At 50.7% G+C, this 24,159-nt stretch carries 23 protein-coding genes; 19 read left to right on the top strand and 4 right to left on the bottom strand.

What is annotated here, in order from left to right:
• Nucleotides 1-192 precede the first annotated feature (192 nt).
• The 4 genes from thpR to trmB all read left to right on the top strand — a co-directional run bounded on the left by thpR (nucleotide 193) and on the right by trmB (nucleotide 3,296).
• Nucleotides 193-750 carry an RNA 2',3'-cyclic phosphodiesterase gene (thpR, locus tag Q6A92_RS18255; RefSeq protein ID WP_332238975.1) on the top strand — a complete coding sequence of 186 codons (558 nt, stop codon included), beginning with the start codon at nucleotides 193-195 and terminating at the stop codon, nucleotides 748-750.
• A 52-nt stretch (nucleotides 751-802) separates the two neighbouring features.
• Nucleotides 803-1,615: a hypothetical protein gene (locus Q6A92_RS18250; protein ID WP_332238974.1), complete on the top strand. Its 813-nt coding sequence runs from the start codon at nucleotides 803-805 to the stop codon at nucleotides 1,613-1,615.
• A 136-nt stretch (nucleotides 1,616-1,751) separates the two neighbouring features.
• Nucleotides 1,752-2,549 (top strand): phosphotransferase family protein, encoded by a 798-nt coding sequence (locus Q6A92_RS18245; RefSeq protein ID WP_274400628.1) that lies wholly within the window; start codon nucleotides 1,752-1,754, stop codon nucleotides 2,547-2,549.
• 105 nt (nucleotides 2,550-2,654) lie between these two features.
• Complete coding sequence (trmB, locus tag Q6A92_RS18240; protein ID WP_274400630.1) at nucleotides 2,655-3,296, top strand: tRNA (guanosine(46)-N7)-methyltransferase TrmB; 642 nt, start codon at nucleotides 2,655-2,657, stop codon at nucleotides 3,294-3,296.
• Between the two features lie 41 nt (nucleotides 3,297-3,337).
• Here the strand turns inward: trmB and Q6A92_RS18235 are convergent, their stop codons facing one another.
• Nucleotides 3,338-3,664 (bottom strand): hypothetical protein, encoded by a 327-nt coding sequence (locus tag Q6A92_RS18235; protein ID WP_274400632.1) that lies wholly within the window; start codon nucleotides 3,662-3,664, stop codon nucleotides 3,338-3,340.
• Nucleotides 3,665-3,884: 220 nt separating this feature from the next.
• On the opposite strand from Q6A92_RS18235, the gene Q6A92_RS18230 reads away from it, so the two are divergent.
• From Q6A92_RS18230 to ccpA, 9 genes are all read left to right on the top strand, one after another.
• Nucleotides 3,885-4,409 carry a DUF84 family protein gene (locus Q6A92_RS18230; protein ID WP_274400634.1) on the top strand — a complete coding sequence of 175 codons (525 nt, stop codon included), beginning with the start codon at nucleotides 3,885-3,887 and terminating at the stop codon, nucleotides 4,407-4,409.
• Between the two features lie 310 nt (nucleotides 4,410-4,719).
• The gene (locus tag Q6A92_RS18225) at nucleotides 4,720-5,535 is read left to right on the top strand and encodes a DUF1444 family protein (protein ID WP_332238973.1); all 816 of its coding nucleotides are present in this window, start codon (nucleotides 4,720-4,722) and stop codon (nucleotides 5,533-5,535) included.
• 22 nt (nucleotides 5,536-5,557) lie between these two features.
• Nucleotides 5,558-6,172, top strand: coding sequence for a YtpR family tRNA-binding protein (gene ytpR / locus Q6A92_RS18220; protein WP_332238972.1), 615 nt, complete (start codon nucleotides 5,558-5,560; stop codon nucleotides 6,170-6,172).
• A 50-nt stretch (nucleotides 6,173-6,222) separates the two neighbouring features.
• Nucleotides 6,223-8,622, top strand: coding sequence for a DNA translocase FtsK (locus Q6A92_RS18215; protein ID WP_332238971.1), 2,400 nt, complete (start codon nucleotides 6,223-6,225; stop codon nucleotides 8,620-8,622).
• A gap of 84 nt (nucleotides 8,623-8,706) precedes the next feature.
• Nucleotides 8,707-9,069, top strand: coding sequence for a hypothetical protein (locus Q6A92_RS18210; protein WP_274400640.1), 363 nt, complete (start codon nucleotides 8,707-8,709; stop codon nucleotides 9,067-9,069).
• On the top strand, nucleotides 9,066-10,379 hold the full coding sequence (gene murC, locus Q6A92_RS18205) for a UDP-N-acetylmuramate--L-alanine ligase (protein WP_332238970.1): 1,314 nt from the start codon (nucleotides 9,066-9,068) through the stop codon (nucleotides 10,377-10,379). Before Q6A92_RS18210 ends, murC begins: the two co-directional genes overlap by 4 nt.
• 164 nt (nucleotides 10,380-10,543) lie before the next feature.
• On the top strand, nucleotides 10,544-10,963 hold the full coding sequence (locus Q6A92_RS18200; protein ID WP_274400642.1) for a DUF948 domain-containing protein: 420 nt from the start codon (nucleotides 10,544-10,546) through the stop codon (nucleotides 10,961-10,963).
• A gap of 13 nt (nucleotides 10,964-10,976) precedes the next feature.
• Entirely contained in the window at nucleotides 10,977-11,264 is a 288-nt protein-coding gene (locus tag Q6A92_RS18195; RefSeq protein ID WP_274400643.1) for a hypothetical protein, read from the top strand.
• Between the two features lie 224 nt (nucleotides 11,265-11,488).
• On the top strand, nucleotides 11,489-12,487 hold the full coding sequence (gene ccpA / locus Q6A92_RS18190; RefSeq protein ID WP_274400644.1) for a catabolite control protein A: 999 nt from the start codon (nucleotides 11,489-11,491) through the stop codon (nucleotides 12,485-12,487).
• Between the two features lie 282 nt (nucleotides 12,488-12,769).
• Here ccpA and Q6A92_RS18185 read toward each other — a convergent pair whose 3' ends face one another.
• The 3 genes from Q6A92_RS18185 to Q6A92_RS18175 all read right to left on the bottom strand — a co-directional run bounded on the left by Q6A92_RS18185 (nucleotide 12,770) and on the right by Q6A92_RS18175 (nucleotide 18,098).
• Nucleotides 12,770-15,277 carry a transglycosylase domain-containing protein gene (locus Q6A92_RS18185; RefSeq protein WP_332238969.1) on the bottom strand — a complete coding sequence of 836 codons (2,508 nt, stop codon included), beginning with the start codon at nucleotides 15,275-15,277 and terminating at the stop codon, nucleotides 12,770-12,772.
• Between the two features lie 1,480 nt (nucleotides 15,278-16,757).
• Nucleotides 16,758-17,360: a 30S ribosomal protein S4 gene (rpsD, locus tag Q6A92_RS18180; protein ID WP_274400649.1), complete on the bottom strand. Its 603-nt coding sequence runs from the start codon at nucleotides 17,358-17,360 to the stop codon at nucleotides 16,758-16,760.
• A 288-nt stretch (nucleotides 17,361-17,648) separates the two neighbouring features.
• Nucleotides 17,649-18,098 carry a GAF domain-containing protein gene (locus tag Q6A92_RS18175; protein ID WP_274400651.1) on the bottom strand — a complete coding sequence of 150 codons (450 nt, stop codon included), beginning with the start codon at nucleotides 18,096-18,098 and terminating at the stop codon, nucleotides 17,649-17,651.
• A 122-nt stretch (nucleotides 18,099-18,220) separates the two neighbouring features.
• Between Q6A92_RS18175 and refZ the strand changes: the two genes are divergently transcribed.
• The 6 genes from refZ to Q6A92_RS18145 all read left to right on the top strand — a co-directional run bounded on the left by refZ (nucleotide 18,221) and on the right by Q6A92_RS18145 (nucleotide 24,038).
• On the top strand, nucleotides 18,221-18,913 hold the full coding sequence (gene refZ / locus Q6A92_RS18170; RefSeq protein ID WP_332238968.1) for a forespore capture DNA-binding protein RefZ: 693 nt from the start codon (nucleotides 18,221-18,223) through the stop codon (nucleotides 18,911-18,913).
• An 87-nt stretch (nucleotides 18,914-19,000) separates the two neighbouring features.
• On the top strand, nucleotides 19,001-19,321 hold the full coding sequence (locus Q6A92_RS18165) for a hypothetical protein (RefSeq protein ID WP_332238967.1): 321 nt from the start codon (nucleotides 19,001-19,003) through the stop codon (nucleotides 19,319-19,321).
• A 106-nt stretch (nucleotides 19,322-19,427) separates the two neighbouring features.
• Nucleotides 19,428-21,128, top strand: a complete 1,701-nt coding sequence (gene ezrA, locus Q6A92_RS18160; RefSeq protein WP_332238966.1) for a septation ring formation regulator EzrA — start codon at nucleotides 19,428-19,430, stop codon at nucleotides 21,126-21,128.
• 236 nt (nucleotides 21,129-21,364) lie between these two features.
• Nucleotides 21,365-22,513, top strand: a complete 1,149-nt coding sequence (locus Q6A92_RS18155) for a cysteine desulfurase family protein (protein WP_332238965.1) — start codon at nucleotides 21,365-21,367, stop codon at nucleotides 22,511-22,513.
• A gap of 5 nt (nucleotides 22,514-22,518) precedes the next feature.
• On the top strand, nucleotides 22,519-23,718 hold the full coding sequence (thiI, locus tag Q6A92_RS18150; RefSeq protein WP_274400656.1) for a tRNA uracil 4-sulfurtransferase ThiI: 1,200 nt from the start codon (nucleotides 22,519-22,521) through the stop codon (nucleotides 23,716-23,718).
• A 119-nt stretch (nucleotides 23,719-23,837) separates the two neighbouring features.
• Nucleotides 23,838-24,038: an alpha/beta-type small acid-soluble spore protein gene (locus Q6A92_RS18145; RefSeq protein WP_274400657.1), complete on the top strand. Its 201-nt coding sequence runs from the start codon at nucleotides 23,838-23,840 to the stop codon at nucleotides 24,036-24,038.
• The last annotated feature ends 121 nt before the right edge of the window (nucleotides 24,039-24,159 follow it).

Genomic DNA, 24,159 nt, shown 5'->3' with positions numbered 1-24,159 from the left:
GTTGCGGCGTATTCACAGTATTCACCTCATTTTCCTTCCTCATTATACAGGATGCGGCGAACGAAGGTCGACCTGTTTTTTTATATTTCCGAGTAAAAAGATTTAATTTACGTAAAAAAAGTTTGGCAGCTGTAAAAAGTTGCAGAAGGGCACTGCCAGGCGATATGATCAGAAGAGAAGGGATGGATGACAATGCCTGAACACTATTTTCTTTTTCTTGCCATACCCGTCCCTGACACGATCGGCCGGCTGCTGGCAGCAGATGCGGATCGGCTGCGCCGGACATGTACGTATCGTTATTGGACGGATTCCCGCGACTGCCATATTACTCTGTTTTTCTTTGGCGCTCTCGCTTCAGAAAAACTGGGACCGATCAGTCATTCGATGGAGCTGCTTGCGCGGGAGACGGCCCCGTTGTGCCTGACGCTTTCCGACATGACCGGATTCGGGGATCAACGGCACCCGCGTGTGATCTATGCGGATCTGGAACCGTCTGCAGAGCTTTTCCGGCTCAGAGCGCGTGCGGCGGACAGGCTGTCCCGCCAGGGCCTGTCTCTGGAGCGCCGGCCGTTTAAGCCTCATATTACCGTGGCTAAAAAGTGGTCGTCCGGAACGGCTGCCGCTATAACGGCCGGAGATTCGCCGTGGCGCGGCTTGTCATGGAAGGCGGACGGCATGATCCTGTACACGGTTCGGCCGGGCAGGCTTCCCCGCTATCTTCCGCTCAAACATTTTCTTTTCGGAGGGTGATAACGGGACCCTCCGTCGCCTGTTTTGTACTACAATAAGAGGGGAAGAAGGGGTGGATGAGAGGAGTATGGCTCAGATGATAAAAATCAGGCAGTGCGTTTCACGCTATCAGATCGATCTGCCCGGATATGCCGGCCGCTTTGTCTGGCTTAAAAGCAGGAGACTTGCCGAATGGAAGGAGGAAAGAGGACTTCAGGACACGGATCGGAGCCTCTCAGGTGCAAAAGATACGACGCTTCCTGCGGATCCGGAGAGGCTATTTTATGAATGGCTGTTTGAAGAACAGCTGGACTGGGCAACGAGAACGGCGGACAAACATTCTCCGTGCCCGAATGAAGTGCACGGCCAGAACTGGCTGAAGAAAATTCTGCGGGCGGTTAACGATGTTTCATTCGTGCTGTATTGTCCGGTGCTGCTTTCAAAATCAGCGGCTGTCCAGCTTGATTCGCTGCTCATTACCAATGATACGATCTGGTGCATTAAACCCCTGATCGGGGAAGAAGGCAGCGTTTTCCAGGAGGTGTCGGCCCGTAAATGGCGGGAGATCCTGACAGGGTCGGTACGGGAACGGCTTAATCCGCTGATCTCTCTGGTCAGAACGGAAAGCGTCGTGTCCTCATTGATGAGCAATCTGGGGATCAAAATGAAGACAGCGGGAGCCGTCTTCGCTCCGGAAAGTTATATCGAATTTGTGCATAGAAAACCGGATATCCGTTGTATTGATCTGCGCAGCAAGAGAGATTGGTATGAAGAGCTTTCCGCGCATTCTCTGATGCTGAAAAAGGAACAGATCACAGCGGCCGAAACGCTGCTGGCTCACAGCGAGACGGATGCGGAAATGCGGTTTCAGGACGCCGGAATTTAGGCAGAGAATGCGGCGTGTGTGCTTTTTCGGAAAGGAAGCATCTGGAGATTGTTCAATCATAGAGAAAGTGGTATATTTTTATGCGATGGTCCATTTTTATTGATCGGATTTTGAAAGGCAAAGGTGACCTGTCTTGATGAGATTTTTTGACAGCGAGGAATGGGTTATTTCGTCTGCGGGTGGAATGACCGGGGAGGCTTATATGGCCGAGTCCGGGAACAATAAACTGTTTATCAAACGCAATTCGTCACCGTTCCTCGCCGTGCTTTCAGCCGAGGGAATCGTTCCGAAGCTTTTGTGGGCCCGGCGGATGGGCAACGGGGATGTGCTGACGGCCCAGCAGTGGATGAACGGCAGAGTGCTGAAGCCAGGAGAAATGTCATCAAAACGGGTGGCCGGGCTCTTAAAAAAAATACACACGTCCGATCCGCTTTTGTTTATGCTGAAAAGGCTGGGGAAAAAACCGGTTTCGACAGATCAGATGCTGAAGCAGCTTGTTGACCGGGCTGAGAAAGGCAGGCAGACGAAAGCGGTGCGTGAGGCCATCCTTTTTTTACAAAAGACGGCCGGACAGGCGGAGCATGCACAGAAAGCGGTCTGCCATTCCGATGTCAACCATAACAACTGGCTTCTGGATAACGACGGAAAGTCTCTTTACCTGGTCGACTGGGATCAGGCGGTTATTGCGGATCCGGCCGTGGACCTGTCGATGCTGCTTTACTGGTATGTCGAAGAAGACAAATGGGAAGACTGGCTGAATCTTTACGGCTGGGACCTGGATGACTCTCTCCATCTGCGGCTCGTATGGCACATGATTGCCACGACGCTTCGATTTATGTTCTGGCATCAGGAACATGCGGAGGTGAAGAAAATTATTCTTTTTGAAAAAGATTTGCTCTGGCTGAATGAGTATGCGGCGAATATAACCTGTTAGCCGGTTTCTTCAGCCTGTGTTTCTAAAGGAGCGGAGGCCGGCGCTTTTTCAGGAACGCCGGACCGGGTTATTTGACAAAATCGTTGAGTATAAGGAGAGCTTTACATGAGGGTACGTCATAAGCCATGGGCAAAGGGGAAACTGGACCGGCATTCGGATATTGTGATTCGTTCGCCGAAAGATTACAGCGGCGAGTGGTATGATATCTTCCGCCGCGAAGCGCCCCTTAACGTCGAAATCGGCACGGGCAAGGGCCAGTTTATCGTGGGCATGGCCCAGAAGTACCCGGACGAGAACTTTATCGGCATCGAGCTGCATGAGAGTATTATTGTGTCTGCTCTTCAGAAATGTCTGGATGCCGAAGTAGAAAATGTACGGTTGATCAATGCGGACGCGCGCAGACTGACGGAATTATTTGCGGAGGATGAAGTGGACTCTATTTATTTGAATTTTTGCGATCCGTGGCCGAAAAAACGGCATGAGAAGAGAAGGCTGACTTATCAGACTTTCCTGGCACAATATGAATATGTATTGAAAAATCAAGGAACGGTTTACTTTAAGACAGATAATCAGGGCTTTTTCGAATATTCGCTGGAGAGTTTTTCGAAATACGGTTTTACACTGCAGAATATAAGCCTCGATTTGCATCGATCGCAGTTTACCGATAATGTGACGACGGAATATGAGGATAAATTTTCTGCAAAAGGCCAGCCCATTTATCGTTTTGAAGCCGTTTGCGACGATTGAAAAGCCCTGTGTTTTCCGGACACAGGGCTTTTGCTTCTCGATTAATTTTGCTTCTTGAGTTCAAGCAGGGTTCCTGTATGCGCGTCGGCAAGGAAGTCATAATGGCCGACCGTTTTCTCCTCCGCCACGGTCAGGCCGCCTCTGTAGACCCGACTGGTGAGCGCATCTCTTGTCAGTGTCTGGGGAGAAAGATAAATCCATGCTCCGTCAACCGAAAGGCTTTCCTTTGCCGCTTTTCTGACTAAATGAAGCACTTTTTCCGAGCTTAGTAAACGATGACCGCCGTTTTTAAACTTTTCAACCGCTACTCCTGCGCTGAAACCTGCAATTCCTGCGGTCAGGATGACGGCATAAAGACCGGATTTCATGATAATCCCTCCGATTTCTATTTCTTGGCTGAGGCACTTTTTCTCAAGCAATGGCTATCATTTACCATTATAGGCGGAATCATCCGATAAACCAAGAAAAGCTGAGGCAGTGGAAAAATCCGAGCCTGATTATAAAAAGGCTTTGTCGCCCGGCAGTGCCTGCTCGGACGAATAGAGTTATTTATAAAAAAATAATGTATCAGAAAGAGGTAGCTTATCTATGGAAATTATTGGCGTCGGAACAAAAAACCCGGCAAAGATTGAGGCCGTTACCCGCCTGGTTTCGATTGAAGGGGCAGACGCCGAAATCAGAAGCTTTGAGGTGCCGTCGCGCGTTTCCGCGATGCCGATGTCCGATCTTGAAACGCGGCAGGGAGCCATGAACCGGGCCAGGGCGGTTCTCGAAAAAGACAGCGAAGTTTCTGTGGGAATCGGACTGGAGGGCGGGGTCAGCCTGCTGGACGGAGAAATGTTTCTTTGCAACTGGGGAGCTATGGCCGATCGCTCCGGCAGGATCATTACGGCGGGCGGCGCACGGATCAGGCTTCCGGAGATCCTTGCCGAAGGCGTCCGCCGGGGACGGGAGCTCGGGGATGTCGCCGATGAGTACGTCCATCAGAAGAACGTGAGAAAACACGGGGGAACGATCGGCATCCTGACAGAAAACCGGGTCACAAGGAGCGATATGTTTTTTCATATTTTAGAACTGCTTAAAGGGTTGAGCGAACACCGGAAAAAGAGGTAATGGCGCTTCTTCCGAACGTATTCGGCTGAAAAATAAAAATCCGTCCTTGCAGACCGGGCCGGCCGGCAGTCTTCAGGACGGATTTTTAAATACTATAAGAAAATTTTTAAGGATGATAGGGATAAGATAAGCGGACGGACAGATGCGCCGCGTCCTGCGGCCTGTTCGGCATGAGGCTGTCCCGTCCCCGCGGCGGAGGGCTGAAGGCCCGGCTAAGCCAAGTTTTTCAATCATTTACTCTCCCCTGCACTTTGGGGGCCAGTCTATGATAAAATGATGTTATTCGGAGCGAAGGGAAGGCTGTTCGCCAATGAATCAGCAGGAATTAAAAAAGATCCTTACGGAAAAACTGGCATCGGAAGGACGCCGGATCCGTTACGATCATAAATCGGGCAAAATCAGAGTCGTTAATACTGACAGCGGGAAGGGCGTTACCCTGTCTCTGGCGGATATTCTGGAACGCAGCTCGCGGGAAGGCGCCCGTGCCGTTGAGGAGAGCGTGTACTATGCGGACCGCGCTCTCCGCGATATGGGGCGTTCCCTGAGCCTCAAGGGAAAAGAAAAGCAGATCTTTCCGGTCATCCGTTCGGCTTCGTTTCCGCTGACGACATCCGACGGACGGAGTCTTGTTTTCCGGAAACATACTGCGGAGACGAGCATATTCTATGCGGTTGATCTGGGGAGTTCGTACCGATTGCTGGACCGCCGGCTGCTGCAGCAGGAAGGAATGGATGAGCAGCAGATCGTCGAGGCGGCGGATTTTAATCTAAGGTCGCTTCCGGCCAGACCCAAAAAAGATGTGGTCCGAAACAATGCTTTCTATTTTATTAATTACAATGACGGGTACGACGCAAGCAGGATATTGAACAGCCGCCTTTTGGAGCGTATGAAAACCAAGGCCCGCGGAGAGCTGACGGTTGCCGTTCCGCATCAGGACGTGCTTATTTTCGGAGACATTGTTAATCCCGAGGGATATGATATCCTTGCGCAAATGACAATGAAGTTTTTCGCATCGGGAAAAGTACCGATCACGATTCTTCCTTTTATTTACGACAAAGGAGAACTTGAACCGATTTTTATTCTTGCCGGCAAACGCCGCATAGACGGTCGAACGACCGATCATTAATATTTACGAAAGGGAGAAGCACATGATTTTTTATTATAATCGGGAAGGCATCGGTGATATTCTGATTACCTATCTGAAAGAGGGCGGTCTGCGAAAGTTTGAGCGAAGAGGCGATGTATCGGAAATTTTTGAGGCCGAAACCGGAGAAGTTCTCGGCTACAATTTTTTCAATGCATCGACGTATCTTCCATTGGATCATAAAGAGGGGCTGATCAAAGCGAATCAAGATTTTATCAGCCGTCTGAATGAAAAACTTTTATCATATGGATTTTCGGAGCGGATCATAAATAATGATCGGCCGTTCATTGTAACCGGGTATGTGCTCAAGTCGGAAAAGCATCCGGACTCCGATCACATGCACGTCTGCAAGGTTGATGTCGGGCCGGAGCAGCTGCAGATCGTCTGCGGCGCCCCGAACATCGAAGAGGGTCAGAAGGTTGTCGTTGCGAAGGTCGGCGCGCTGATGCCGGACGGAATGGTGATCCGGCCTTCGGTTCTAAGAGGGATTGCCTCGGATGGGATGATCTGTTCGGCACGTGAGCTCGGGCTGCCGGGTGCGCCGCAGAAGCGGGGCATCCTGACCCTTGATCCGGTGACGGCGGTAGGACAGGATTTTTATCAACTGCTGCCTCGCTGACCGACATTCCGCGGCACTGAAGCCTGCAAGAGTAAAGAGGTGAATCTGAAATGGCAGAAAAATGGTGGCACCGTCTTTTTAGCCTGGATGACGGGGAAGAGGAGGACAGCGGCAACGGACATGACCGGGCGCATGCGGGGGATGGCCGGGAACCGCACTCTGTGGGACGGTTCGAAGACTCGCATCGTCATATTGAAGTCAAGATGGCTTCGCGCTATCCGGAAGGATATAAGAAAGCTCCGGCTGAAGACGGGCACGAGCCGCTGCGCCGTGATTCAGATGTTCCGGGAGTGCTGGATAAAAACCGGGCGGACAGATCCGTCTCTGCCGGAACAGCAAGACAGGAAAACGGGAATGCGAAAGAGAAGAAAGCCCCTTTCCGCCTGACCAAAGTCCCTTCTCCGGTATTCGGTTATAAAAAGCCGCCCGCAAGTTTTTATGGGAAAAAAGCGGATGAAGATTTCTATCTGGATACTTCGAAAGAAGAACAGGAAAAAAGACAGATTGCGGAAAAAAAGAAAAATGAGGCGATGCATCAGCGCATCCCGCTTCCTTCACTGAAGACTCCGCCTGTCATTGACAGGAAAGTCATTGAGGAGCCCGCGCTTCACCGCCGGGCGGATACATCCGCTGTGTCTGAAGACAGGAACGGAAAAAAGAGGGACGAACATCCGGACGAACCGTCCGATTATCTGTCCGCGCGCGCTCATACGGCTGCTCCGGGGAAACCCGGGGAGACGCTCCGGCCTGTTCCGGAAGCGGATGGGTCGGTTCCGCACGGCCTGCCGGCTGCCGCAGCGCCGGTCTCCGTAAGTTCGGGGCTGCCGGAAGCTGCGGCGGCGACCCGGGAGACGGCCGTACCGCCACGGACAATGCCGGTAAACAGCAGCCTGCCGAGATCGCCGCACCGTCCCCACCATCAGTCGAAAGTCCCCTTCAACGTACTGATGTTCCAATCCGATCATCATACTCATCGCAGGCCTGTGGAAAATGGAGAGAGACAAGGGAATCAAGCGGGCGAGTCCGGCCTGCAGCTCCCGCTCGATCTTCTCGATGATCCTCAGGAATCCGGAGAAGAGAGTGAGGAATGGATTGCCGGAAAAGAAAGAATATTGGCTGAGACGCTGTCGAATTTTCGGGTTGAGGCGGATATACTGGGCCATGTCCGCGGACCGAGCGTGACGCGGGTCGATATCCATCTGCATCCGGGCGTAAAGATAAACAAGGTGCTCGGCCTGGCGGAAGACATCAAACTGAGCCTTGCCGTTAAGCAGATCAGAATTGCTCCGGTGCCGGGGCGCAGCGCGGTGGGTATTGAAATTCCGAATGACCGGCGCAAGCCGGTGCTGTTAAAACAGATTATGAACTCGGATGCTTTTCTGAAAAGCAAAGCCCCGCTTACAGCAGCGCTCGGGCAGGACGTCTCGGGAAACTGCATCGTGACGGATCTTTCAAAAATGCCCCATGGACTGATTGCCGGCGCAACCGGTTCCGGAAAGAGCGTCTGCATTCATTCTTTAATATTAAGCCTGATTTATAAAACGTCTCCGGATGCCCTGCGTTTTCTTCTGATCGATCCGAAGGTGGTTGAGCTGGCTCCTTATCAGAAAATTCCTCATCTGGCTGCTCCGGTTATTACCGAGCCGAAGGAAGCAGCGCTTGCGCTGAAGTGGGCCGTTGAAGAAATGGAAAAAAGGTACAGGCTGTTTGCAAAAACCGGAGTCAGGGATATTGCCGGCTATAATGGCAGCCGGCCGGCCGGCGAGGATCAAAGCGGAAAGCTTCCTTATATCGTGATCGTGATCGACGAACTGGCGGATCTGATGATGGCCTCGCCGCAGGATGTAGAGGAATCCGTCTGCCGAATTGCCCAGAAGGCGCGGGCGGCGGGCATTCATCTCCTGCTCGCGACGCAGCGTCCTTCGGTGGACGTGATTACGGGTTTAATCAAATCAAATATTCCGACCCGAATCGCGTTCAGTGTTGCTTCCCAGGCCGACTCGCGGACAATTCTGGATTGCGGGGGCGCGGAACGGCTGCTCGGAAGAGGAGATATGCTTTTTGCCGAGAACGGTGCCCGGACGATCCGGCGGCTGCAGGGATGTTTCGTTTCCGACGAGGAAATCAGGCGTGTCACGGATGCCTTTGAACATCGGCCGGCAGCGGAATACTTGTTTGATGCGGAGTCTTTTGCCGAAGCGGATTCCGAAGCGGACGGCCGGGAAGACGATCTTTTTAATAATGCGGCCGCATTTGTCGTCGAGCAGGGACAGGCATCCGTCTCAAGCATCCAGCGCCACTTCCGTATCGGCTATAACCGCGCCGCACGCCTTGTCGATCAGCTTGAAAGCCGCAATGTCGTTTCAGGTGCGAACGGGAGCAAGCCGCGTCAGGTGCTGATATCCAAAGAAAAATTTGAGGAGCAAATTTCGGGCGATAAATCGTATTAGTAAAATTTGCTTTTACAACCTCGTCGATAAAGGTTAAAATAGGTGTCGAGAATTTTTTCTTAACTTTTATGAAACAGGTTTTTCATGTCTGACAGACTGACCGGCTGCGTCTTCGGTTTTCCGAAAACGCGAAGGGCGGTTTCTGTTGACTGTTTTGTTTTCCGAAAGGATGAAATGATTCGGCAGGAACGAAAAATAAGGCCGGTTTCACTGACAGCGGCATCCGGGCGCTCCAGGGCCGGTGCGGACGTTCGCGGGCGGTGCATGCCGCAGGTATTTGACGGGAAAAATAGGAAACGGGCACGGGATAGCGAAATACGTTATGGCCGGACGATCATCATGACTGCTTTAATCAAGGCAAAAACACTTATTGAAGTAAGAATGAGTATACTATTGGTATCGTCAGTTGGGTCAAGCACGAAGCATGTTATGGAGGTCGTTGTATGACGAAATACCACTTTGTCGGAATCAAAGGTACCGGGATGAGTGCCCTGGCGCAGATTATGCAGGGCCTGCATCACGAAGTTCAGGGTTCCGACTATGAGAAGCGTTTTTTTACTCAGAAAGCGCTGGAAGATAAACACATCAAAATTCTGCCGTTCACTAAGGATAATATTGCATCCGACGAGGTTGTTATCGCCGGGAATGCTTTTCCGGATCAGCATGAAGAGATTGCTAAAGCACGGGAAATAGGTATCCCTGTGTATCGTTACTATGATTTTCTCGGCGATCTTGCCAAAAAGTACACAAGCATTGCCGTCACGGGGACGCATGGAAAAACATCCACGACCGGACTGCTGTCTTATGTCTTTGAAAAATTCGCTCCGGTTTCTTATTTGATCGGAGACGGAACAGGATCGGGGAACGAGAACAGCAAATATTTCATTTGGGAATCGTGCGAATATAAGCGCCATTTTCTGCATTCCGAACCGGATTACTGCATTATTACAAATATCGAATTCGATCATTCCGATTACTACAAGGATCTTGATGACGTTGTCAGTGCTTTTCAGGAACTTGCCCTGAAAGTTAAAAAAGCGATTTTCGCCTGCGGGGATAATGAGAAACTGCAGATGATCCAGTCAAATGTGCCGATCATTTATTACGGCTTCAATGAAGAAAATGATTTTCAGGCACGGAACGTTGACTTTCAGTCCGACGATAGCGGCACGTCGTTCGATGTCTATATACGCAACGATTTTTACGGGCACTTTAAGATCCGCGGTTACGGGAACCATAACGTCCTGAATGCGCTGGCCGTGATCTCTTTCTGTAATTATATGAATGTGCCGATTCAGCTTGTCAAGGAACGGCTGGCTTCGTTTCACGGCGTCAAGCGGAGATTTTCGGAAACCGTTCTTTCGGACACGGATCAGGTGATGATTGACGATTATGCCCACCATCCGACCGAAATCCGCGTAACGATAGAAGCCGCGCGGGAGAAGTATCAGGACAGAAAGATTGTTGCTGTTTTCCAGCCGCATACGTATTCGCGAACCATGACGTTTATGGATGAATTTTCCGAAGCGCTGGGAACGGCGGACGAAGTCTATCTCTGTGATATTTTCGGTTCTGCCCGTGAAAAGAGCGGCAAGCTTTCCATCCACGATCTGCAGGACCGGATTCCCGGGTCGCACATTCTGCATAACAGCAATATCGAAGATTTGAAGCAGTACGGTCACAGCGTTCTCCTTTTCATGGGCGCCGGAGATATTCAAAAATATCAGAGCGAGTACATGAGAATTTTGAATTTATAATGCGATTCTGCAGTCCTCCTGCTTTTTTTCGACATTTTTACATGATAAAATGAAACATGAAACGCCGGTGAGATGGAAATGCACCGGTCGTCGGCCTTATTCGAGGTATAGAAACGTGTTTATTTATCAAACTAATAGCGAATCGATTAAAAGGAGGACATACGGTGATCATTATTTTATATTTAGCTGTTGCCGTAATCGCAGTTGCTTTTGCGGTGCTTGTTTATTTTCTTTCACAGACTCTTCGTTCCGCCCAGAAAACAATGGATGATGTCGCGTCGACTTTGGAGGATGTTCAGAATCAGATGAAAGGGCTGAATGAGGAGACAACGGAACTGCTGCATCGGACGAATTTACTGGCAACGGATGTCCAGAAAAAATCAGCGAATCTCAACAGCGTTTTTGATGCCATTCACGGTTTCGGCGAATCGTTGAACAATATCAATACTTCCGTTCAGAAAGTGACATCAAGCATCGAAAGCAGCGGAGAAGAAAATGCCGGCAAAGTTGCCCAGGCGGTTCAGTGGGGCAAGGCAGCCATCGATTTAATCCAACGCTGGAAGCATTCTAAAAAAAACGAATAAGGAGGGATGCCCGGTGAGTGTTTCGGCCAGACAATCGGGAAAGGGACGCTCTTTTTTATCCGGTGTCTTTCTCGGCAGTATTCTTGGTGCTGCGGTCATGTTCTTCATTGCATCTCCTTCCGGGAAAGAAGCGGTGCGGAGCATCGGGAAGGAAACCATTTCTCTGAAAGGAAAGGGTTCCGAATTTTTGAAGCTCGCAAAAAATAAATCCGTCAACTTGAAGCGGCCGTTTTCACGGGACGGAAGAACCGGAAGTGAAGAGAACGGCCGGATGATCCCGATTCCGAGGGATTACGTATAACGACTTGATTTTGCCGGCAGAGCGCTTATCATTCTGCCGGAAGGGTCTTTTTACGGCAGAAAAGCATAGCATTGCCGATGCCGTTCTGATACTATAAATGAAAGGCGTCAATTTATAGTGTTGGGGCAATTTTCGAGTGCCGAAAAATGAAAACGTTCTAGAGTGCGGACCGAAATTCGGATTGAATGGAGGTAAACGGTGGAAAATCGAGGAGGACGAGGGCAATGAGCGCAACAATTTATGATGTGGCAAGAGAAGCGGGAGTTTCGATGGCGACGGTTTCAAGGGTCGTGAATGGGAATCCGAACGTTAAACCGACGACGCGGAAAAAGGTGTCTGAAGCAATCAAAAGACTGGGATACCGTCCGAATGCCGTCGCCCGTGGCCTGGCGAGCAAAAAGACAACCACAGTCGGTGTGATTATTCCTGATATTTCGAGTGTCTTCTTTTCCGAACTTGCCCGCGGTATTGAAGATATTGCAACGATGTACAAATACAACATCATTCTCTGCAATTCTGATCAAAATAAGGACAAGGAAATTCGCCTGATTCAAACACTGCTTGGCAAACAGGTGGACGGCATTGTTTTTATGGGAGGAAAAATCGCGGCAGAGCACATTGAGGAGTTTAAACATTCCTCAGCCCCGGTTGTCCTTGCGGCGACGGTCGACGAAGGAAATCAGATCCCGTCGGTGAATATTGATTATGAACAGGCTGTTTTTGAAGCTGTGTCGCATCTGATTGAATCCGGGCACAGGGAGATCGGCTTTATTAACGGACCGATTGACGTGCCGATCAATGGAAAATACAAACTGAACGGCTACAAGCGGGCGCTGGCGGAGCACGGCATCCCCTTTAATGAAACGTTGCTGTCTGTAGGCGATTACACCTATGAATCCGGCAAGGAAGCGACGGAGCAGTTCTTGAAGCAGGAGGTGAAACCGACGGCCATTTTTGTAGACTCCGACGAAATGGCGATCGGCTCCATTCATGAAATTCAGGATGAGGGCAAAGAAGTGCCGGACGACATTGAAGTGATCAGCAGCGAGAATACGCGCCTTGTTCAGATGGTCCGCCCGACATTATCCAGCATCGCAGAACCTACATACGACATCGGAGCGGTGGCCATGCGACTGCTGACGAAAATAATGAATAACGAAAAAGTGGAGAGCTCCACGGTCGTCCTGCCGCATCATATCGATTTCCGCAATTCGACGAAATAAATTTGTCACAGATTTAAGAGAATAAAATAGAGGGCGTCTCATCAGGTGAATAGCCGGTGATGAGGCGCTCTCTTTCATTTCATATTATAAACATCAATCGATCAGAATCCAGCGCGTTCTTTCGCCCCGGATTCCCGGAAAATGATGACAAGGAGTGAGGCCGGCATCGGTGAAAGATTTCCACTGTAGCGGGAGCCTGCCATCGGATGATACGTCCTGCCCCTATAGTCGAAATGGACGGTTCAGATATGCAGGTGCCGCCAATGGGCCTCTTTTGAAGCCTTATTTCTGTATTTTCCCAAGCAAGGCGGGATCTGCGGACTGTAGATCCGTGAATGGGAAATAGGTGCTTAAAAAGTCCGGTTTAATTCTGAAGCCGCTGATCTGGCCGGGCTGTGTATGACTGGGGCTGTTCCCCTTGCCGGACGGGGAAGCGAAGGCCGGTTCCAGCGCTTCAATCGTCCGATTGGGCAGGTATTTTACATTCATCAGGTCCGTTTTTACGAAACCGGCTGCCTGGCACATCGGCGTGGCCTGTTCGTCCGTGATCCCGCAGAAAGTATGACGGACGATGCCCGGCGGCTGTTCGAAGCGCTTGGCCGGTTCCATGAGCTGCGGATCGATCTGATAGGCACCGTTTGCGAAACCGGCCCACAGCTGCCGCGTCTGTGTGGAATAAGTGAGCGGGTTCATCGGTTCATTATGCGCATAGCCGTTCCAGACGCCGAGTGTCACGTTCGGATTGGAGGCGACAAGCCATGAGTCTCGCCAGTCCTGGGATGTTCCGGTTTTCCCTGCCCAGTCCGCCGAGAATTGCAGCGATCCGGGGAGCCTGGCGCCGGTTCCGTATTTCAGAACGTCCCGCATCATATCCACCATCAGGTAGCTTGTCTGCGGCGAGAAAACACGGACGGGCGCCGATTCGTGCCGATAGATAACATGGCCGCTGCCGTCGACGATTTTGTCAATCATGTAGGCATCAACAAACTGCCCGCCGTTCGCAAAAGTTGTAAAGGCATTCGTATTTTCCTCGACGGTGATTCCGCGGGCGATCCCTCCGAGGGCTGCGGATATATTGTAGCCGTCCGAACCGGCCAATGTCGTAATCCCCATTTTTTTCAGATAGTCGGGCGCCCGGCCTGTAACGCTGTTTAACCGCGTAAAGACACTGACGGCCGGAACGTTGTCCGATTGCGCAAGCGCCGCTCTGGCGGTCTCAAATCCATGATAAATCTGATGGGTCGCGGTTGATCCGTAATCCGTCGGCTGATAGACTTGCCCGTTAATCGTCCGCTTATAAGGCAGATCGGGAAGGATCGATCCCGGCTGGATCAGCCCGAGCTCCATGGCCGGCGCGTAGACAAGCAGCGGTTTCATCGTCGATCCGTTCTGCCGGGGCACATTCGTTGCATAATTGTACTCGGATTGCTGAAAGCTGCGTCCGCCCACGAAACTGATGATTCTCCCCGTTCGGTTTTCAATCAGGATGGAGCCGACCTGCATCGGATCTTTCACTGATCCGCTTTTTCCGGTCCGGCTGCTGCCGACCGTAACGATTTTGTCGGGGCTGTAACCCGTGTAATTTTGCGCGACATGCTGCATGCTGTCGTAGATCGGTTTATTGATCGTTGTGTAAATTTTGTAACCGCCTGTTGCCAGCCTGTGGGCAGCCGTCTGCAGCAGTCCGTTGAAGATTTTATAATGCCCGGTCAGCGTGCCCAGGTTTGTTCCGTGCAGCTTGGCGATCTCTTCGGCAGATTTGCTTCCATAGAGTTTTCTGCTGTATTCATATTCGACCTTTTGATAGGCCATGTAATCATTGTAAAGCGTATCGCCGTCGTAGCTTTCCTGCTGCGCCGCAAGCTTAGCCAGAATCGTCTGCGACCGGTCGGCCGCTTCCTTCATCAGATAAGGGTAATCAACGGCTGCCGACTTCTGCGGTTTCGCAAAATGGCTGCGGTAATCATAGTTCAGAGCTGCGTCCAGCTGGCTTTTACTGATATAACCCGTATCGTACATGCGCTGCAGCACCTCATGCGCCCGGCCGACGCCTGCAGTGATATCTGTCTTGACATCGCCCTGTTTGGTAAAGGGCGTATAGACAAAAGGGTCCTGCGGCAGGCCTGCGATAAAGGCGGCCTGCGCAATATCCAGTTTGTCGGCGGCCACGCCGAAAATACCTTCCGCTGCTGCTTCAGCTCCCGCAATGTTGCTGCCCGAACGGTCCCGGCCGAAAGTGGCAATATTCAGATAGTCTTCAAGAATCTGATCTTTTGAAAAAAATTTTTCAACACGCAGCGCCAGAAGAATTTCCTTGGCTTTTCGGGCAAAAGAAACTTCGCTGGTCAGAATTTGATTTTTTACAAGCTGCTGAGTAATCGAACTTCCGCCCGTCACCTGGGGCTCATTCAGCAATTGTTCGAAACTTGCCCGGATGACGGCTTTCGGTACAACCCCATGATGATGATAGAAAAGTTCATCCTCTGTCGCAATCACGGCGTGAACCAGATTGGGGGATACATCTTTAAGTGCCGTTTTGGTACGGATCAGATCGCTGTTCATTTTGCCGATCGGAATATTTCCCGCGAAATAGCCGACGCTGCTTTCCGAGTAGTCGTTGATGTCCCGGCTCAGAGTTTTGTAATCGGGAACCGGCTGATTGCGGACCAATTCGGCAAAGTATCCGGAAACGGCGCCAATCGCGAAAAAAAAACCAATGAATAATACGGAAAGGAAAATCAGAAATGAATTCCAGATTCTATTTTCTACTGAAAGGATTGTCCGGATCATGGAGCTTTCTGCCCACTTTTCCGCCAACCGGTCGAAAAATCGGGAAAAATTATTGAAATGGGACGTCATGGCAAATCTCCTCTGACAATTGTTTGATCCTTAAAAGACAATAAAATTCTGAAGAAATTTAAAATGACCGGGCTCTTTAATATATTATCCTAAAATAAATTTCTTGAAAAGGGAAAAAAAGGGAACCCTATTCTAAAAAAGACGGATTCCGCTTGAGAAACAGGCCTGCCCCGAATGATGAAGCGATCCGCGCGATTTGTCCGCGGGGCTTGAAAGGGATCGATCGGATCCGGCTTCCGGTGCCGGTTCACAGCTCTTAAGGAAGTGCGAAGAGTCGAGCAGCCGGGGAAAAGCAAAATATGATATCTCTTTCGTTCATTTTCCTGCTGTACCGTCCAATGATGATCGACTTTTCCTGTAAACGTCAATCTCTCGAAAGACAAGAGCGTTTCTGCTATCAATCCCGGTGATGACCGATAAATGGCAGGCAACGACCGATTAAGGGTAGTTCACGACCGATAAACCGCCTGTGCTGACCGATACCGCGAACAAGTTGACCGAAAAAACGGCCGGGATGACCGAATCCATCGCCCCAGACCGATAAGCGGTGCGCCGCCGACCGATTAATAGTGGCTCAAGACCGATAAACCGCCTGTGCTGACCGATAACCTCCCGGGACCGACCGATAAATCGCCGCTCCGACCGAAAAATCGTGCGTACCGACCGAAAGATTCCCTACCGCGACCGATAAACAGTGCGTACCGACCGATAACCTCCCGGCAACGAGGCCCCGATTGATAAATCGCCGCTCCGACCGAAAAATCGTGCGTGCCGACCGAAAGACTCCCTGCCGCGACCGAAAAACTTGCCACGCCGACCGAAAGACTTGCTGCGCCGACCGAAAAATCGTGCGTGCCGACCGAAAGACTCCCTGCCGCGACCGAAAAACTTGCTTCGCTGACCGAAAAACTCCCTGCCGCGCGGACAGGCGCTGATATTGAGCAAACAGTCCGATCTTTTTCTTTTGTCTGCCGCGGATTTCAGTAAATCATGGTTAAAATCGTCGATAAATGCAGGATATAAGCAGTAAAAAGCAAAATATCAGCAGTAACCGGCATAATATCGCCATTAATGTGCTTAAAATCAACGGTAACGCCTAAATAATTGATCGTAAATGGAACGGAATCAATAGGTGCGAATAATCAGAACAGAGAACTTGTTCCTGATTCTCTCTCTTTTTCGGAGAAATCAATAATTGTTTGTATCAGCATTCAAAAGAATAGATCGGCGCTCGCGCCAAGCCGTCGCTTTAGGGAGGAATCGACGGCGTGTTCTCGCAGAGGGTCTGATTGGATACATGAGCTGAGAGGATGACCATTAAACACAAAAAAGAACCGAAGAGAATTTTCATACGAAATGAAAATCTTCTCCGGTTCTTCGCCCTTCCCTGCGGAAAGCATCCATTCATTGTTTATTTTGAATAGAATTCGACGATCATGGCTTCGGTAATTTCTGCAGGCAATTCTGAACGCTCGGGCAGGCGCGTATAGGTACCTTCTAAAGTGTTCGGGTCAAAGGTCAGGTATTCGGGAACAAACGTATTTGTTTCCAGTGCATCTTTGATAACAATAAGATTCCGCGACTTTTCTCTGACACCGATCGTTTCTCCCGGCTTTACGCGGTAGGAAGGGATATCGACGCGATGTCCGTTCACCGTAATGTGGCCATGATTGACGAGCTGGCGCGATTGTCTGCGCGTACGTGCCAGACCGAGACGGTAAACGAGATTATCAAGACGGGATTCAAGCAGGATCATGAAGTTTTCGCCGTGGACGCCCTTCATTTTTGCTGCATCGTCGAATGTACGGCGGAATTGACGTTCATTCAAACCGTACATAAAACGCAGTTTTTGCTTTTCCTGTTGTTGAAGGCCGTATTCAGATAGTTTGATACGCTGAGAAGGACCGTGCTGTCCCGGAGCATACGGACGTCTCTCGAGTTCTTTTCCCGTTCCGCTGAGCGAAATGCCCAGACGCCGTGATTTTTTCCATACAGGACCAGTATAACGAGCCATAGAGATGACTCCTCCTTTGTCATTTTAATGGCATAAAATGACACCTCGCAAACACTTCCAATGCTATTTTGCTATCTTGCACGTTCGCCCAGGCAGTCTAGGTTACGCAGTACACCTCGGAAAGAGGAACAAAATAGAAGAAACGGACATTGGATGCTTGACGATGCTGCCTCATTTTACACGAAGAAAATTATACATTTTTTATTTGCCTGTTGTCAAGAAGAAGTGTGGGCCGCGGGCCGGATGACAGCACCATTTCCGTTTTGAAGATCCGTATCCCCGTCCGTTTCAGAGATATTGGACGAGCGTTTCCGCAAATGCTTCAAGAAACTGCTGATCTTCTTCTGAAAAGCGGTCGGGAACCGGACTGTCAATATCCAGCACGCCGATTAAACTATTTCCTTTTAACAGCGGGACGACAATTTCCGAGCGCGAGGCCGCGTCGCAGGCAATGTGGCCCGGAAAGTCATGGACATCTCTGACGCGGACGATTTCTTTTCGCTCGGCAGCAGTTCCGCATACACCCTTGCCGACGGGAATCCGGATGCAGGCCGTTTTTCCCTGAAAGGGCCCGAGAACGAGTTCATGTTTTTCAAGCAAGTAAAACCCGGCCCAGTTGATATCGTCCAGATATTGATTGAGCAGTGCCGATGCATTGGCCAGATTGGCAATCCGGTTCGGCTCGTCGCCAATCAGTGCTTCGAGAGCATTGATCATCGTCTTATTGACAGAATTCATAATTTTCACCTTCGGTTTTTCAAGGGAGTACTCTCATTTTATCAGATCAGGTCGAAAGTTTCATCGGAAAAGTCGAACGATTTTTGCAGGGTAGACGCTTGATGAAGAGAAGGCTTATATTAGTGACATTGGATGCAGTCATTCTGAAGGGATGTGGAAGAATGCTGACGAGACATGCGAATCCGGCCAATGGAAGAAGCACGCGCGAGGCCGTCATTCATTCGGCGCTGAAATTATTTAATATGGGCGGCTATGACGGCACTTCCGTGCGCGCCATTGCAGCGGACGCGGGTGTAAATATTGCTTTGGTTTCTTATTATTTCGGCGGAAAACAGGGGCTTCTGGAATATCTTATGGCCTCTTTTTTGGAAGGGTACTTAAACAATCTGGAGAAAGCGGAGCGTGAGGCGCAGGACGCGGGAAAACCGCCGGATGAGTGTCTCGTCTCTGTTGCGGATGCACTGATCGGCTATCAGCAGCAATCTCTTTATTTGTCCCGCTTTGTCCACCGGGAGATGACGCTGGACAATCAGCTTGTCCGTGAATTGATGGCCAGTTATCTGATGAAGGAAAAGTTTCTGCTGACCCGGCTCTTTGAGAAAGCGGCTCCGGAATTAAAATTTGATCCGATGTCGGCCGACTTCGCGCTTTTGCAGTATCGGGACATGATCATGATGCCCTTTCTTCAGCCCCAGTTTCTTAGAAAAGTTTTTTATCTGCAGCCCGGTGAACCATCTTTCCGCATGAATTATCTGCGTTATATCAGAAGGTGGGTGGAGCGGCTCGCCGGCCGTCCTGTCGGAAATCTGAAATAAGCCGTGTCATCGGAGGAGGTGGGGGAAGGCGCTGCGTGTTTTTTACTGTCAGGCGCCGATTGTGGCAGGAAACGGGATTTTCACAAGATGCGGGGGCAGACCCGGCCCCTGTCCGATTCGTTATCGACGAACCGGAAGCAGGGCGGAATGGCGCCGAAACGGATCTATGCGGGCGAACCGGTCAGAATTTCTGCAGAACTGGCCGGCTTTTTTGTGCCCCGGATCGGTGACGGGGAGGTCCGGCGCAGAGAAGAGCCGCCGGTTTCCCGGGAAAAGCACGGCAGCATTCAGGCGAAGACGGCCGTTCGGCCGATCATATTTAAATGCCGTCTTCCATTTGTCGAAGAATACATAGAGGCCGGGACCGTTTGTGCGGTGCCGGCGATTTTCCGACTTCCCGGCTGCTAAAAATCGACGCATTCTTTCATTTTTTAATCTTATTGCGCCTTTTTTTGATACAATATAGAGTAGCTGAGTGTGAATGGGTTACATGCGAGAATGGGGGAAATTCCGTATGCTTTATGTGATAATCGGCCTTATTTTAATTGGCGTCATTGTGATCGTCTACGGTGCATGGATGCGAAAAAAAATGTACGGCGAAATTGATCGTATCGAGACGTGGAGAGTAGAACTGATGAATCGGCCCGTCGCGAAAGAGATAGCGAAAGTGAAAAAGTTGAAAATGGTCGGCGATACAGAGAAAAAGTTTGAAAAATCGCGATCGGACTGGGACAGGATCATTACCGCGGAATTGCCGGCGATTGAGGAGACTCTTTTTAACGCGGAAGAGCTGACCGATAAATATCGCTTTAAAAAAGCGGAAAAACTGATTAAAGCGCTTGAGGAGAAAAGAAAAGGAATTGAGGAAACGATCGATCACATGCTTCATGATCTGAATGTCGTTGTGGACAGCGAGAGCAGGAACCGCAAAGACGTGATACCGATCAAGGAAAGCTATCATCAGATCAAAAAAAATATGATTACCCAGCGCAATCAGTTCAGGCAGGCGCTGCCGTTTCTGGAAAAATCCGTTCGGGAAATCGATGAACAGTTTAAAAAATATGAAGAAGAAAGCGATCAGGGGAACTACGTAGAAGCGCGTGAAATTCTTCTGAGCGTCAAGAAATCGGTCGATAGTGCCCAGATGCGGATTGAACGCATTCCGGGACTGTTTGAAGATCTCCAGCGGACGATCCCGAATCAGCTGAAGGAACTGAGGCAGGGCAAAAAAGAAATGACGGAACAGGGCTATGCCCTTGATTATCTGCAGCTCGATTCGCAGACTGAAGAGATGGAAAAACAGCTGCACGTGCTTTCGGAGGCCGTCGCCAAAATGGAGCTGGATGAAGCACAGGAAGGCTGCAAGGGCATTCACGATCAGCTGGACTGGTTATATGCCCAGCTTGAAAAAGAAGTGCTGAGCAGGCAGCAGCTCCATGATCTGGCGCCCAGTATTGAGAAGAGGCTGGACCGCGTAGGAGGCAAGATAAAAGAGCTGGCCGATGAGACAGAAACCGTCAGAGACAGTTATCATATTGACGTCGAGGATCTGAAAGCGCGCCGCGACATAGGCCAGGCTTATCAAAAACTGGAGGGCAGCTTTGTTGAAACGCGCGAGGTTCTGAACAATCATACGGAAGCCTTCAGCTCGATCATTGAAAAACTTGAGAAGATGCGCGCGGATATTGAGCAGGTCGAGTCTCTTGCGGATGAATTCGGCAGGAAGATTAAGGCTCTGCGCAAGGATGAACTGGCGGCCAGAGAAACCATCCAGAAATTGAAACACACGCTTTTTGAGTCCAAAAGGATCCTCCGGCAAAGCAATCTGCCGGGTGTGCCCGCTTCATTTTCCGATGCGCTTGCCGAAGCGGGGAATTTGCTGAAGGCCGTGAATCTCAAGCTCGATGAAAAACCGCTGGATATGGCGGGTGTCCGCAGTGCACTGAGCCAGGCTCAGGAAAAGGTCGACGATGTCCGCGGCCGGGCGGACCGGCTGGTGGAAACGGCCGCCCTGGCGGAAGAAATGATCCGTTACGGCAACCGTTATCGCAGCGAGTATGAGGAAATCGACCGGGAACTGAAAACGGCGGAAAAACTGTTCAGAGACTTTGATTATCAGGCGGCCGTTGAGACGGCTGTTCGGGCGATTGAGAAAAAAGAACCCAAGATTCTGAAAAGAATGGATCTGTATCAGGATCAGGAACGGCAAATGTGATTGAAACGGCGTTCTTTTATATTTTTCCCCCTGTTTCGGCCTGATTCCGCGTCCCGCGGATCGGGCCGCCGTTTTTTTATCGCGTTCCGATTGCCGTTTCGTCGACAGCCGGAACATCACATGTTAAGATTCAGATAAAGCGGTAAGAATTGAGATGAGAAATAAAAACGATTCTGCCCGTTTCTAATCGAAATGGGCCGTTGCAGGCCATCTGAAAGGAGCTTATAAACAAATCAATGATTTATCTCGATAACAGCGCAACAACCAAGCCTTATGCCGAAGCAATGGATACGTACCGGACGGTGGCCGAGCAATTTTTTGCCAATCCGTCTTCGCTTCATAAACTGGGCGGGAAAAGCGAAGCCCTGCTGTCGCGCTCGCGCGAACAAGCTGCCTCGCTGCTCGGCGTCGATAAAAAAGAGATTGTGTTCACTTCGGGAGGTACGGAAGGCAACAATCTTGCTATAAAAGGAGCGGCGCTCGCCTACCGCGGCCGCGGCCGCGGCCGCCATCTGATCACGACGTCTGTTGAGCATGCTTCTGCCCTCAATGCGTTCGGACAGTTGGAAAATCTCGGCTTCGAGGTGACCTATCTGCCCGTGGATCACGAGGGCCGGGTATCTTTTGATGATTTTAAAAGGGCATACCGCGAAGACACGATTCTTGTTTCCGTCATGCACGTCAACAACGAAGTCGGGACGGTTCAGCCGATCCGGGAAATCGGAGAATTTCTGAAGGCACGCCCGACAACGGTTTTCCATGTGGATCATGTCCAGGGGTTTGCCAAGGTGCCGCTTCGGCTGGCGGAGAGCGGCATTGATTTATGCACGATTTCCGGCCATAAGTTTCACGGTCCGAAAGGGACGGGAATCCTTTACGTCCGCAACGGCACGCTGCTTGATCCTCTTTTCGCCGGGGGCGGCCAGGAAAATCAGCGAAGGTCCGGAACGGAAAATCTTCCGGGAATCTGCGGGATGGTCAGGGCGCTCAGGATGACTCTTGAGCGCGAAAATGAAGGAATTCTTCACCTGACCGCTCTGCAGAAGAGGCTTCGCGACGGACTGCCGCAGATCGGCGGGACAGTGATTCACACGCCGCAGAGCGGTGCGGCGCCTCATATTGTCAATGTCTCATTAAAGGGAATCAAGGCCGAAGTGCTGGTTCATGCTCTTGAAGAAAACGATATTTTTGTCTCTACGAAATCGGCGTGCTCCTCAAAAGATGATGAAGCAAGCGGCGTTCTTCTGGCAATGGGCGTACCCGAAGACGAAGCAAAAGAAGCGATACGGATCAGCACGGCTTTTGAAACGACGGCGGAGGAAATCGACGCTTTCCTTTCGGCACTCGCCGTTCAGACACGACAATTGAAAAGAGTAATGGGGTGAAACAGATGGTTTATGATTATTTGATCATCCGTTTCGGGGAAATTGCTATCAAGGGAAAGAATAAGAAAGCATTTGTCATGAAACTTGAGGATGATGTACGCGGGAAATTGAGCCGCTTTCCCCGTCTTTATATAAAACGGCATTTTGATGATATTGAAATTCAGTTGAACGGCGAAGACGCCGATCAAATCATTCCCATTCTTCAAAGAATCTTCGGCATCCAGAATATCTCTTCGGCAATTAAAGTCGGAAACGATCTGGATGCGATGCACAGCGGCGCGCTGCGCATCGCCGAGCAGGAAGAGGGCGTGAAAACATTTAAGATCGCCGCGCGCAGGAAGGACAAGCGATTTCCCGTTCACGGCAGCGAGCTGAACCGGGATCTGGGCGCATGGCTGCTGAAGCATTGTCCTCATCTTAGCGTCGATGTCCATCACCCGGATCTGATCCTGCGTGTGGAAGTCGGCTATCACGAAACCCGGATCTACGGGCATGAGTACAAAGGGGCGGGCGGCCTTCCGGTAGGCGCCAGCGGAAAAGTGCTGCTGATGCTGTCGGGAGGCATCGACAGTCCCGTCGCCGGCTATCTTCTGGCCAAACGGGGGGCGCTGATCGAGGCGATCCATTTTCAGAGCCCGCCTTATACGAGTGACCGCGCCAGACAGAAAGTGATCGATCTGTCAAAAAAGCTGCAGTCGTTCGGAGGGAGCGTGCGCCTGCACCTTGTGCCCTTCACGCGGGCACAGGTTGCGATCCGGGATGCCGTTCCGGAGGATTACCGTATTACGATCATGAGACGGCTGATGTTCCGGATTGCGGAAAAAGCAGCGGCAGAGAGCGGTGCCCTGGCTATTGCGACCGGGGAAAGTCTCGGCCAGGTTGCCAGCCAGACACTGGAAAGTATCAATACCATTAATCAAGTGACCGATCTTCCGGTTTTAAGGCCGTTAATTACGATGGATAAGCTGGATATTGCCGCTATTGCCAAGCAAATTGATACATATGAAATATCCATCCGTCCCTATGAAGACTGCTGCACGATTTTCCTGCCCAAAGCCCCGAGGACGCGTCCGGACAGATTCCATGCAGGCCGTTTTGAACGCTCGTTAGACATGGAAGATCTGGTGAATGAAGCGGTCCGGGGGATTGAAACGCTGACTTTTGAAAGCAGCGAAAGTGAGGATGCATTCAGCGGACTGCTCTGACCGGCTGTTTCAAAGCTTCTCATTTCTTCACCTTGTGCGATTTGCAATAATTACCACCGATCCTTGTGAATGCGGGAAATGGGGCCTGCACATGATAAGGGCACAAGGAGGTGAGAAACATGGCTGAAAATAACAGCAACAAGGTTCTCGTGCCGGGCGCAGAGCAGGCACTGGAACAAATGAAAATGGAAATTGCTTCCGAATTTGGTGTGCAATTAGGCCCCGATACGACTTCGCGCGCCAATGGTTCCGTTGGTGGTGAAATCACGAAGCGTCTCGTAGCGACTGCACAGCAGCAGCTCGGCGGAAAAGCGTTTTAATGAAAAAACGATCGTTTAAAGGGCGGCTCAGGCCGCCCTTTTTCTTATGGACTTTAGTCCGTTGAGTACGCGTAGCGTGCGAAACATAAAACCCCCTGCTATGCGGGGGGAGTACCAAGAC

The sequence above is a fragment of the Sporolactobacillus sp. KGMB 08714 genome (assembly GCF_036598985.1).
GTDB lineage: Bacteria > Bacillota > Bacilli > Bacillales > Sporolactobacillaceae > Sporolactobacillus.
This window is presented reverse-complemented; position numbering and strand designations above follow the sequence as displayed.